General features: G+C 53.0%; 9 protein-coding genes. 4 read left to right on the top strand and 5 right to left on the bottom strand.

Annotation, left to right across the window (positions count from 1 at the left end; translation table 11 throughout):
- Positions 1–18: 18 nt before the first annotated feature.
- Positions 19–2319 carry a cation:proton antiporter gene (locus NDI52_RS24120; protein WP_190775318.1) on the bottom strand — a complete coding sequence of 767 codons (2301 nt, stop codon included), beginning with the start codon at positions 2317–2319 and terminating at the stop codon, positions 19–21.
- A 384-nt stretch (positions 2320–2703) separates the two neighbouring features.
- Here NDI52_RS24120 and NDI52_RS24115 point away from each other — a divergent pair, with 384 nt between their 5' ends.
- Entirely contained in the window at positions 2704–3615 is a 912-nt protein-coding gene (locus NDI52_RS24115; RefSeq protein ID WP_190775317.1) for a M23 family metallopeptidase, read from the top strand.
- A 149-nt stretch (positions 3616–3764) separates the two neighbouring features.
- Positions 3765–4307 carry a late competence development ComFB family protein gene (locus NDI52_RS24110; protein ID WP_190775316.1) on the top strand — a complete coding sequence of 181 codons (543 nt, stop codon included), beginning with the start codon at positions 3765–3767 and terminating at the stop codon, positions 4305–4307.
- Positions 4308–4808: 501 nt separating this feature from the next.
- Here the strand turns inward: NDI52_RS24110 and NDI52_RS24105 are convergent.
- The 3 genes from NDI52_RS24105 to NDI52_RS24095 form a co-directional block, all read right to left on the bottom strand.
- Complete coding sequence (locus NDI52_RS24105; protein ID WP_190775315.1) at positions 4809–5006, bottom strand: hypothetical protein; 198 nt, start codon at positions 5004–5006, stop codon at positions 4809–4811.
- A 165-nt stretch (positions 5007–5171) separates the two neighbouring features.
- Positions 5172–6980 (bottom strand): proline--tRNA ligase, encoded by a 1809-nt coding sequence (proS, locus tag NDI52_RS24100; protein WP_190775314.1) that lies wholly within the window; start codon positions 6978–6980, stop codon positions 5172–5174.
- Positions 6981–7073: 93 nt separating this feature from the next.
- Positions 7074–9026 (bottom strand): ATP-binding protein, encoded by a 1953-nt coding sequence (locus NDI52_RS24095; protein ID WP_190775313.1) that lies wholly within the window; start codon positions 9024–9026, stop codon positions 7074–7076.
- Positions 9027–9576: 550 nt separating this feature from the next.
- Between NDI52_RS24095 and NDI52_RS24090 the strand changes: the two genes are divergently transcribed.
- Positions 9577–10302, top strand: coding sequence for a RibD family protein (locus tag NDI52_RS24090; protein ID WP_242035813.1), 726 nt, complete (start codon positions 9577–9579; stop codon positions 10300–10302).
- Between the two features lie 137 nt (positions 10303–10439).
- Complete coding sequence (locus NDI52_RS24085) at positions 10440–11612, top strand: GNAT family N-acetyltransferase (RefSeq protein ID WP_190775352.1); 1173 nt, start codon at positions 10440–10442, stop codon at positions 11610–11612.
- A gap of 90 nt (positions 11613–11702) precedes the next feature.
- On the opposite strand, the gene nfi is transcribed toward NDI52_RS24085, so the two are convergent.
- A complete protein-coding gene (gene nfi, locus NDI52_RS24080; protein ID WP_190775312.1) occupies positions 11703–12410 on the bottom strand; it encodes a deoxyribonuclease V in 708 nt (235 codons plus the stop codon).
- Positions 12411–12600: the final 190 nt, after the last annotated feature.

Below are 12600 nucleotides of genomic sequence, written 5' to 3'. Positions count from 1 at the left end.
AAATCAAATATGCCTTGTTCAGTGTTGCATCTCTAGGGTCACACTGGGTTCCACCTCGGGCAGATTTTCATGGGTGGAGTTGAGCCACTGGCAAATCTGCTGAAGTTGATCTGAAGTGCCACAGAGCAGCAGGTGGTCGCCGCCTAAGATGTCAGTCCGGCCATCAGGGAAACGGACAAATTTACCATCGCGTCGAATGACCTGAATTTGTACGCCATAGGTTGAGCTAATAGCCAAATCCCCCAGGTTTTTGCCCGCCGCTGGGCTAACCATGGGCACTCGTACCCATTGACAGGATAAATCCTTAGTCGGTACAGGGGCTTCTCCTGTAGCCAGGTTCTCGAAGGCGTGGATTTCATCGGGGTCACCGACAATAAGTAGGCGATCGCCCTTCTGCATCACCGTGCTGCCTTCAGGGTAGTCCACCATCTCCCCAGCTTCCCGGTGAATCGCCATCAGAGTAACCCCCGTGATCCGGCGCAGATCAGCCTCCTCCAAACTCAACCCTTGCAATGGTGAGTTTTCTGGCAGGGTATACCAACGGTTGTTCATTTCTTGGGCGGCTTCGCGCAGGTCGCGGGAGAGTTCCTCTTGCGATCGCTCCGGACGCAGTTCCAGATAATGACTGTTACGGATAGCGGTCATGTCTTGCGCGACGTCCGTTACCGCAAGACCTGTCCCCACCAGCAGGTGACTGGACAACTCAATGCTGGCCTCGAACTCAGGTTGAACCACTTCCTTCGCCCCAAGCTGGTAAAGCAACTCAATATCTTTATCCTGAGCGGCTCGCACCACGACATCCAGTTCGGGGGCGAGTTCCAGAGAGCGCTTCAGGCAGAGGCGAGTGTTCATTGGGTCAGGCAGGGCGATCGCCATCCCCCGTGCCTGATCAACACCCGCCGCCGCCAGCACATGCAGACTGGCAGCGTTTCCATAGATATAAGGTATGCCCTCATCCCGGAGCTTCTGGATGGTCTGCTCAGATTGATCAACCACCACCACGGGATACTCGTGATCGCGCAGTAGTTGCACAATATTGCGCCCTACTGTGCCATAGCCGCAGACAACGACATGATTCTTCTCCGGCATCGCTGTGGAAATTTCCAGGGGTTGGTCGGAGCCCTCCAACCATTGGTTGAGTAAGGGAACTGTTTCAGCCCAGGCAAAAAGCCGAGGGATCAGGCGCAGAACAAACGGCGTCAGCAATAAGGTAACTGCTGTGGTTCCCAAAATTAACAGATAAGCCTGTCGAGAAACCAGGCCCAGGGTTTGCCCCTGACTCGCCAGAACAAAGGAAAATTCCCCAATTTGAGCCAGACCCAAACCGGCAATTAACGCAGTTTTAAGGGGATAGCCAAAAATTCGTACCAGGGGCGTAATAATAAGAAACTTGCCCAGAAAGGTTAATCCCACCAATCCTAGAATCAGTTCCAGATTATTCCAGATAAACCCTGGGTCGATCAGCATCCCGATCGCCGCAAAGAATAGACTGGCGAAAATATCTCGAATCGGTTCGACGTAGGTGAGGGTCTGGTCAGCGTATTCCACCTCCGAGATCATCAGACCCGCGATAAAAGCTCCCATTTCGATCGAGAGGCCAAGGGATTCCGTCAGAAGCGCAATGCCCAGACACAGGGCGACGACCCCCAGCAGGAACAACTCGCGGCTCTCAGTTCGGGCCAGCAGCCGCAGCAGCCCTGGGATGAGCCAGATGCTGGCAGCGATCGCCCCCAACGCCAGTAATCCGGTCTTAGCAAGTGCCCATCCAATGGCAATCCCAATTTCCTCGGATGGCTTGTCCAGGGCGGGCAAAATTGCCAACATCAACCCCAGCGCCAAATCCTGAATTACCAGGATGCCCAACATGACCCGCCCGTGGGCCGTTTCCGTTTCACTTCGCTCCATTAGCGATTTCAGTACCACCGCCGTGGAGGAGAGTGAAAGGATGGCTCCCAGGAAAATCCCCTGAGTTGGAGACGTGACCCACCCCATGACCACGGAAACCAGGGCCGTCAAAAGAATTGTCAGGGCGATTTGCAGGCCACCGCCCCCCAAACTAATTTTCTTAACCTTACTTAGTTCAGAGAAGGAGAACTCAACCCCCAGGGCAAAGAGCAGGAATGCTGCTCCAAACTGGGCGAGGGTTTCCACCTGAATCAGTTCCTTCACCAGCCCTAACCCGGCAGGCCCAACGAGAGCTCCACCGACCAGGTAACCTAGCAAAACCGGCTGTCGTAGAAGTGCTGCCAGAAGCCCTCCTACTGCCGCTGCTGAAAAAACAATGACTAAATCAACGATTAATCGAAAATCTTCTGGCATGTAAGGCGGGTCGTAATGGTGTTTTTAATTAAAGAGTTATAAGAAATGTTCACAATTTCTCATTTTTAAAGCATAGCGGGTTTGAACGGTCCCAACCGTGTCAGCGATCGCAGGTTTAAAGAGTTTTTAGCTTTGAAGTGGCTCGTGCTGTGGCAATTGGCGTTAAGTGTCCACCCCACTTCTCAAAGCACTCTATATATGGTGGTCTTTGAGGAGTTGGATCGAAAATTGCCGTTCGGCCTCCCAGCCCATTGCTGAGAGGTGACCCAATCAATACTCCACAAAATTAAGACTTTAAATTGTCCTCCCCAAGGAGGAGACGACCGGATTGGCCAAAACATGCTACCTTTCTGGTCAATCACTCCAAGCACCCTATCATTCTCTATGCGCAACACGGTTATTCCTCAAGGCAGGCATTGGCAGGCTATCCGGAAGTATCTAGGCAAACGGTTTTGGTGGCTGGGCGTTCTGGTGGGAGCGATCGCCCTCCTTACCGCAACCGTCACACCCGCTCAAACCTCGGACGTAATCATTCGCCCCACCAGCCCCCAACTGGGGGACACCATCTCGGTCATTCTGCAAACCAATGACGGAACTGCACCAACGATCGCCTATGACGGGGCTTCCTACTCCAGCTTCCCTGTAGGCTCTAATCGTTATCGGGCGTTACTCCCGACTACTCCGCTCGATCGTCCTGGGCGCAAAGTAATTCAGTTCACCCTGAATGGGGAACCACGGAGTTTTGCCGTAGAGTTGCGTAATCGCCGCTTCCCTACCCAGAGCATTCGTGTCGGCGGTGGCACCAGCACGGAGGCCACAGATTATGAACTCAACCGCTTACGGGAATTCCGGGAAGCTGTCTCTCCCCAAAAATTCTGGAGTGGCCCCTTTGCCCGTCCTGCTGACGGTCGTGTCTCCTCAGAATATGGTATCCGCCGTTATTACAACGGTGAGTTTGCCCAAGACTACTACCACAAAGGGGTGGATTACGCTGGCGGCACAGGCTCCCCAATCTACGCTCCTGCGGCAGGGCGTGTGATGGTTGTGGGGCGAGTTGCAGATGGTTTTCGGGTGAATGGCAATACGATCGCGGTAGACCATGGGCAGGGAGTCGGCAGCGTCTTCATCCACCTCAGCCGGATCGATGTGCAAGAGGGTGATATGGTGCAGCCCGGCCAACGCATCGGTGCGATTGGCGCAACTGGCCTCGCTACCGGGCCCAACTTACATTGGGGGCTTTATGTTAATGGCAAATCTGTCGACCCCGTGCCATGGCGTCAGGGTGGGTTTGAATAGCAGATAACCCAGAAGCAATCTATCTATCGGAGGAGTGAATATAAAATTCCTGCTCTAATCTGGTTGTATTACCTAACGATTGGGAAAACTAAGTCCGTAGGGATGCAGACATCACCTTGTTCTGACCTGCTGTGGAGCTGTAGAGGCATATGAGTATCGAAAAAATTGTGGAACAGGCCCTTCAGGATGGTTACCTGACCCCAGCAATGGAAGCGGAAGTCGGACGCATCTGTGATACGGCTTCGGAGTTATCCATCGAAGAGTACATGGCCCTCGATCGTCTGATGGGTGCGCTACTCACTGGAGAAGTAGTGGCTGTCCCACGCAAGCAGTTTATTAACGTGATGGAAGAACTGGTGCTGACTGAGGCGATCGCCCGAGTCGCTGAAATTGAAGCGACGAGTGACTGCACCCTCGATTTAGGTGACATCGCTGCCTACGCTCTGAACCGTCTTCCTCCCCTCTATGCCACCACGGAGGAAGGGGCCGACTATCAACGTGGTCGAGCCAAAGAAGAACTCAGCCCCATCATCGCGCAGCAGGTGAGTGAGGCGATCGCCCGCAGCCTGGATAAACCCGAATTCTTTCCCGAACGGCAGGTCTTGGGTAAGAATACGAGCGACGAGGTGCTCAGTCAGGTCAGCACGCTATTGCAAGCCTACGCTCCCAAGTTTGAAGCCCAAGTGAAATAAAGCTCTCCTCTGGTTAGGAGATTTCTGAGAAACAATATCCCCATTATTTGGAAAAAAGGCGCGGCGAAGCCGCGCCTTTTTTCCAAATAATGGGGAAGTTCTTATCTGGAAATCTCCTTAAACCCTTGACCGATAGGTTGAGAGTTTCGTGGATGCAGACGGTTGGATGATAATTCATCCAACCGTTTTTGTTGATTGCTATGTGGCAGACTGCTAGAGCTTGCTTTAAAGGTTGTGTTTTTTCGTGTATGAAACGCACGAAAAAACACAACTTCCTACGAGCTTTAAAACACGTTTTGGTACTCGACGGCTTAGGTTTGCCTCTGTTTGAAGATGAGTGGGTCTTCGCCGCTTAGTGTTAGGGACCTTGTATTAACCTCAGTTCGGGTTAAGGGCTGTTTCGAGTGCCGCGCTTCGCGCGGCACTCGAAACAGCCCATTATTGCGTGCGCGTCGCGCACGCAATAATGGGCTGTTCGGCTTATCCCGAACTGACGTTGTATTAGGGATCTTGCTGCTGAATCTGATCGGCTCGCTGTTGCTCAGTTTGCTGGGCCTGATTGAGCTTGTCAGTAGCACGATTAATGGTATCAACCGCTTGTTGTGGTTGTGCTGCAGGCTGTTTTGCGACATTCTTGAACGTACTGAATACCAGAACCCCAACCCCAACAGCGGCGACGACGGCTATAAGTTTGCCCATGGTTCTGCCTCATGTGAAATTTCACCCTTAGCGTACCCGAGAGGAACGAGTTACCCTGCTTATTTATGGTTTTACGCGATCGAATTTAGCCAGAAGGGATGGGGTGGAGCAACGCTCCACCCCATCCCTTGTTTGTTGTGTTTGGCAAAATTTTGATCAGCTTGTTTAGCCTGCAAGGGCTTCACCAACCCACTGCTTTAGCGTGGGGACAACATCTTCTAGAGCAACCTCCTGCGATTCCTTTGTCGCCCGTTTGACCACTTCGACCTTGCCCTGTTTGAGCGATCGCCCGGTCACAATCCGGAAGGGAATGCCCACGAGCTCGGAGTCCTTGAACTTCACCCCGGCACGCTCATCGCGATCATCCAGTAAGGTTTCGACTCCGGCAGCATTGAGATCGGTATAAAGCTTCTCGGCAGCAGCCATCTGGTCGGCGTCGTTAATGTTAGGAACAACGACAATCGCGTGATAAGGGGCGATCGCGACGGGCCAAATAATGCCATCTGCATCATGGTTTTGTTCTACAGCAGCCTGAGCTAAGCGGGACACACCCACCCCGTAACAGCCCATGATCAGGGGCATCTCTTCCCCTTGCTCGTTGGTATAAGTTGCCCCCAGTGCTTTCGAGTATTTAGTGCCTAGCTGGAAAATGTGACCTACCTCAATGCCACGGGCACTTTGAAGGGTTTGGTTGGGATCATGAACGGCGCGATCGCCCGCCTTAGCGGTGCGCACATCCACCACCAATTCGGGTAAGGGATACTGTACCCCCCAGTTTGCTCCTACAACGTGGTGCCCCGAATCATTAGAACCCGTCACGAAATTCTTCAGATCCACAGCCGTTTTGTCCACCATCCGCAAGAATTTGGGATAGATTTTTTCGGCCTTGGCAATGTGGTCATCCGGCAGCCCAGGATCGATGTATCCCAGAGGAAGAGGCTTCGCAGCCCACTTCGCTTGGGCGTCCTCGTCGGGGACCGTCAGGGCTAGCAGTGCGTTGCCGCCAAACTGCCCGGCCACTTTCACCAGTTCATTGGTAATCTTGACATCATTAACATCCTGATCACCGCGAATACTCACGAGTACCAGCACTGTCATGCCGCTGTCGTACACAGCCTGATACAGCACATTCTTGACGATTTGGGTGGGCGAACACTTCAGGAATTCAGCCAGGCTTGCAATCGTAGGCGTATTCGGCGTCTCTAATTTCTCAAAGGTGTCGAAGCTAGAGGGTACAGCATCGGGAGGCAGAGACACCGCTTTTTCTGTATTAGCCGAGTAGTTTCCGTCCTCGGTGTACAGCACCTCGTCTTCTCCGGCATCCGCCAGCACCATAAACTCTTGAGAACCGGAGCCACCGATCGCCCCAGAATCTGCCTCTACGGGTAGGAACCGCAGACCGCAACGCCGAAACATGTTGCGGTAGGCCACATCCATGTCTGCGTAGGTCTGCTTCAGGCTGGCTTCATCGGTGTGGAAGGAGTAGCCGTCCTTCATGATGAATTCGCGGCCTCGCATCAGCCCAAAGCGTGGCCGAATCTCATCCCGGAATTTCGTCTGAATTTGATACAGGTGTTGGGGAAGTTGGCGATAGGAGCGAATCATATCGCGGGCGATCGCTGTAATCACTTCCTCATGGGTCGGCCCCAAAGCCACTTCGCGTTTTTGCCGATCTGTCAGGGCAAACATAATGCCCTCGGCTTTGGTGTAGGTATCCCAACGGCCCGACTCCTGCCACAGTTCTGAGGGCTGCATCTGCGGCAGCAGACACTCCTGTGCCCCAGTAGCATTCATCTCTTCCCGCACGATCTGCGATACCTTCTGTAAAACTCGCCACATCCACGGCAGGTAGGCATAGATCCCACTAGAAATGCGCCGAATATAGCCTGCCCGCAGCAACAGCTTATGGCTGGGAATTTCCGCCTCAGCCGGATCTTCCCGTAGGGTGACAAAAAGCATTTGCGACAGTCGCATGACCAGGGATTCCTTTGATATGCCAATTCGTATCTCAGTCTAGAGCATCTGGGGGAAAGTCATGCGCCTGGGTATTTGAGGAGCAGCGCTTCCCTAGACGACCGACTCCATGGATTCGCTCGCTGGATCTTGCCCACGTCCAGCCGCCGGCAATTCCAGGATGGGCAGGGCAATTTCGACACAGGTACCCATCTGCAACCCTTCGCTGTAAAGGCTGATGGTGCCTCCCATGCGTTCAATCAAGCTGCGAGAGATCGCCAGGCCCAGGCCCGTTCCTTCAAATTTGCGGGTAGTTGAGCCGTCAGCCATGACAAAGGGACGGAACAGTTTCTGTTGTTGATCAGGGGCAATGCCAATCCCAGTGTCCTTAACGGTAATGATGATGAAGGGCTGTTCTACTCCATCGGATTTTTCAGTTATGAGATCGGGTGACGGGGTTGGAATGCGAGGCTCAAGGTGAGTGGTAATAGTGATGTGCCCGGTATCTGTGAACTTGATTGCATTGGCAACAACGTTGAGCACCACTTGCTTCAAACGGCCGGCATCGGCCCGTACCAGAATCGGTTGGTTCAGATCAGGAGCCTGAAGGGTCAGATGTTTGCGTTGTAACTCAACCTGCTCTATCTCAATAACCTCGCTCAAAATTTGACAGACATTGACATTCTCCAGGTAGAGACGGATGCTGCCAGCCTCAATACTTCGGATGTCCAGCAGGTCGTTAATGACTTTGAGCAAGTGTAGGGCGGCTTTTTCGGCCTGCCGTAGAAGTTCTCGTTCTTCATCTGGGCTATCACAGTAGCCATCTGCGACCAGTTGTAGACAGCCAATAATGGCGTTGAGTGGCGTCCGTAATTCATGGGACGTGGTAGCCAGAAATTCGCTCTTGAGCTGGTTGGCGGCTTCTGCCGTTTGCCAGGCGGTTTCAAGCTCTGTAGCGCGCTCTTCTAGCCGTTCCACCATGTCATTCAACACGTCGGCCAGTTGATTTAACTCCTGAACACCGAGTTGGTGAGGTGGGGCAGGTTCGGGTGCTCCCATCTGAATTTGACGGGCATAATCCCCCAATTTTTCAATGGGGCGGGCTAATCCCCGTGCTGTGTAGATGCTGGCAAATAGATTGGCTAGCACCAAACCGATGGTGAGGATGGCAAGGGTTTGCGTGATGGAATTGAGAGAATAAAGCGCATCCTCCAGCCGTGTAACGGAGAGCACCGTCCACGTTTGACTTTCGCTGGGGCTAACCATAATAGAAACCGGGCTGGCCCCCACTAACCATTGGGAGCGATCGCCCATCATCTCCACCAGGGGTTCCGTTCCGGGTGAAGAGTGAATATTTTGAATGTTTTTGAGGAGAGCCTGGTAATTGCGATCCCCCATTTCCAGGGCATGGTGTCCGGCCCAGTTTTTGAGGGGGTGGGCCAGAATGGTGCCTTTTTGATCCAGCACAATAGTGTACCCCAGGGGATTGGTGTACTGCTCGGCTTGCAGCGCGGTCTGCCCACTGAGCATATACATCAGCTTGCCGCTAGAATCGTACACCGGTACGCTGACGACCACCTCCAGAGAACGCTTTGCATCGGGCGGATCAGGGAAGCGGGACGCGGCACGGACGACCGCTAGAGAATAGGGGGAAGATCCAAGCGGTTGTTGAATGCCCCAGGGTTCAGGCGGGGTTGTAGTAATGGGTTGGGCTCCACAGGTCGTTTCGACTAATTCCTGGGTACTTAGGTCCATTAATTGCAGACAGATCAGCGAGGGAAATTGCTGCAACAGCGATAGCAAGTAAGCCTGAGCAATCTGGGGATGGCTACTTTGCACAGTTTGGGTTTGGCTGGCGATCGCCAGTTGGGTTTTAACGGCTTCCAGGTCGGCCCGGATGCCGTCGGCTCGCCGAATTGCCCGCTCCGTCAGGTGCAGGTGAGCAGTTTCCAGGAGCGTAGCCCGAGTTTTGCGGTAGGTCACTCCCATTCCCAATAGCAAAATTGGGATGCTGAAAACCAGCAACCGCATCAGGAGGAACCGACGGAAAGAAGGCTGATCCGCCATTTTTTAGTCCTGCCAATCCAAATGGATCTGTAGAAGCTAATTTAACTCACCCTTGAACAGCGCCTCATTTGGGAGGGCCGTGCAAACCCTGATATTAACTCTGGCAACACCAGAATCTTTATGTCCAAGGGGTTGAACTTACCGAATCTTTATTTCTAAAAAAGGAAAATCAGCCAGCGTTTATTTTTTCTTAATTATCTTAACGTCAGGGTGGGATAAGTAGAAGTGTCGATTTTTGCACTTCGCTCTCTCCCTATATACCTACTTCTCAATCCAAAGATGGATCTCATGTTTTAGGTAGAGGTCATGTTTCAAACCTGTGGATGGGGTGAAAAGGGTACGAAGTGCCCCTTTCACCCCATCCACAGGCCTAGAACACTATTTAACCTGAGTTCGGGTTAAGGGCGTTTTCGAGTGCCGTGCAACGCGCGGCACTCGAAAACGCTCATTTTGGCGTGCGCAAAGCGCACGCCAAAATGAGCACTTCAGCTTATCCCGAACTGAGGTTATTTAGGTAGAGTCTGGAACAGGACACCCATCTTCAGATTGAATGGGTATTGGGTATAACCACAAGAGCGCTGCCTATATGAATCCTGGCTCTAGACCTTACATAACCCTGGTGCTGGCCATGAGCGCAGATGGCAAGATTGCGGATCGGGGGCGATCGCCGGCGCGTTTTGGCTCGGAGGCCGATCGTGCCCATTTGGAACAATGCATTGCTGAAGCTGACGGGGTTATGTTTGGGGCGGGTACTGTACGAGCCTATGGTACGACGCTTCCCGTGCGGAATCCGGTGCTGCTGGAGCAACGCCAGCAACGCCAGCTCTCGCCACAGCCTGTTCACATCGTTTGCTCACGGTCAGGGCAGTTAGATCCAGGGCTACGATTTTTTCAGCAACCTGTTCCCCGATGGCTCTTAACGACTCCAATAGGTGCTACCTCCTGGGCTGAGGGTGACGCCTTTGAACACATTTTGACGGTGCCTGAACAGGATGGACGTTTGAATTGGACGATCGCCCTCCCCAATCTTCGGGATGCAGGGCTACATCGTCTTGTTTTAGGGGGTGGTGGTGAACTGGTAGCGGCTTTGTTGGCGGTGGATGCGATTGATGAACTATGGCTGACCGTTTGCCCGTTGTTACTTGGAGGAACCCAGGCCCCCAGCCCAGTGGATGGAGCGGGTTTTCCGGCAGCCCTGGCTCCTCGGCTGGAGCTGATCTCCAGTGAGGCGATCGGCCAGGAAGTTTTTTTACATTACCGCCTGCGAAGAGAGTAGGCTTCCGTTTCTGGTAGAGTATGCAATCCTTCAACAAAAACGGGGATGAGTTTTGGGTTGTCTCAACCCGATGGGTACGTTACGCTGACGCTAAGATCTTCAAATGTCTTTACATCTGGCTTCCTGCTTCGTCTCCCATGCACCGACCCCGCACTCGCTACACAGCCCGCTGGATTCATCAAGTTTCTGAAATTCCGAAAGCTGAGTGGGATGCCCTGGCGGTTCCGCTACCCACGCCCTTTTTCGAATGGGAGTGGCTGCATAATCTAGAGGCGTCAGGAAGTGCAACAGCCAAAGCCGGATGGTTGCCCAACCACCTGACGCTATGGCGCGATCGCAGTCTTATTGCCATCGCCCCCTTTTATATCAAAGGCCACAGCTATGGTGAGTTTGTGTTTGACCACCAGTGGGCCGAACTCGCTCAGCGGTTAGGAATTCAGTACTACCCGAAGTTGTTGGGTATGTCGCCCTTCACTCCTGCTGAGGGCTATCGCTTTCTCATTGCCCCCGGTGAGGATGAGGATGCGATCGTCGAGCAATTGATTAACGAAATCGACCATTTCTGTGGGCAGAACAAAATTTCTGGCTGCAACCTGCTTTATGTGGATCCAACCTGGCAACCCGTGCTAGAGCGTCATGGGTTCAGTGCCTGGATGCACCACAGCTTTATCTGGCAAAACCAGGGTTTTCAGACTTTCGACGACTATTTAGGGTCATTTAATGCCAACCAGCGGCGCAATATCAAGCGAGAGCGCAAAGCCGTCAGCAGTGCGGGGCTAAGCCTCAAACCAATCACGGGCGATGCCATTTCAAAAACCTTGTGTACGCAGATGTACGCCTTTTACAGCGACACCTGCGACAAATTTGGCTGGTGGGGAAGCAAATACCTGACCCGTCGCTTTTTTGAAGAGCTGCCCAACAGCTTTCACCATCGGACGGTTTTGTTCGCGGCTTACGAGGAGGATGAATCGCATCCAGTCGGGATGTCACTGTGTTTTACCAAGGGCGATCGCCTGTATGGTCGCTATTGGGGTTCACTCCAGGACATTGAGAACCTCCACTTTGATGCCTGCTACTACTCACCGATCGAGTGGGCGATCGCACACAACATTAAAATCTTCGACCCTGGGGCGGGTGGTCGCCACAAAAAGCGACGCGGCTTCCCGGCTACACCGAACTATTCTCTGCACCGCTTCTACGATCAGCGGTTGATGCACATTCTCCGGTCATACATCGATCAAATCAACGAACAGGAACAGTTAGAAATCGATGCCATCAACGACGACCTACCACTGAAGCAATTAGGGTAGATGGCTAGAGCCGTAAGCATCGTGTGATTGTGATGAAGAGGCGCTTAGTGCCTCTTCATCACAATCACACGATGGAACAGTAATCGGATGTTATCCCCACAGACTGATCTGAAGCGGTTCGTCTGCTGCTTCCGCTGGGCCTGAGGCAAGACGGTGAGCTTGGCGAGTGGTTTCGGGGAGGCGGTATTTCGTTGTGCAGTTCATCACGTAGGCGATCGCCGTCTCCAAACTCACTCGATGACCGGGCGAAATATAGAGCGGTTTGGTGTTCACTCGCGTTCGCAAAACGGCCCCAATCACGTCTCCTTTGTGCTGTAGGGGAACCCACGCACCCCGTTCATTAGGTACTTCCGGGTGCGTTCCCACCAGACGAGACTTGCCAACTCCAATAGTGGGTGCATCCAGTATCCAACCCAGATGGGACGCAATGCCGAAGCGCCGGGGGTGAGCGGTGCCCATACCATCGCACAGAAAAATTTGAGGCTGAGTTTGCAGGGTTTCTAACGCTGCGAGTACCGCCGGAATTTCACGAAACGAGAGTAGACCGGGAATGTAGGGAAATGTGGTGGGACGACGGGCGATCGCCCGATCCATCAATTCCAATCCAGGGAAAGTGAGTATGGCGATCGCTGCCCGGGTGACCGTTCCCTCTTCCTCAAAACCGACGTCAACCCCAGCGACATGGTGAACTGTTGTAGGTAAGTCGTCAATAGTACGAATTTCGCTACGGAGTTGCTGCTGAAGGGCGATCGCCTCTTCTGACGTCAAATCCCAGTTGTGCTGTCGTGGAATGTTCATGATCCTAAACGCGAGCCACCCATACATGAACCCTAGCGCACTCTAAAGTGAAATGACGTCTGCCTCAAACAAGACTTATACCGTTTTAATATGAAGCTGCGCCAAATAGGGCTTCGAGAATGAAATCGTAGGACGTCAATGACGCAACCCTTTCAGGGGAAATCTTGTCGAGTTCCGAGGTCAGGAGTTT

The sequence above is a fragment of the Leptolyngbya sp. PL-A3 genome (assembly GCF_039962325.1).
GTDB lineage: Bacteria > Cyanobacteriota > Cyanobacteriia > Elainellales > Elainellaceae > Vacuolonema.
The sequence above is the reverse complement of the archived record's forward strand: the minus strand, read 5'-3'. Positions and strand labels throughout refer to the sequence as shown.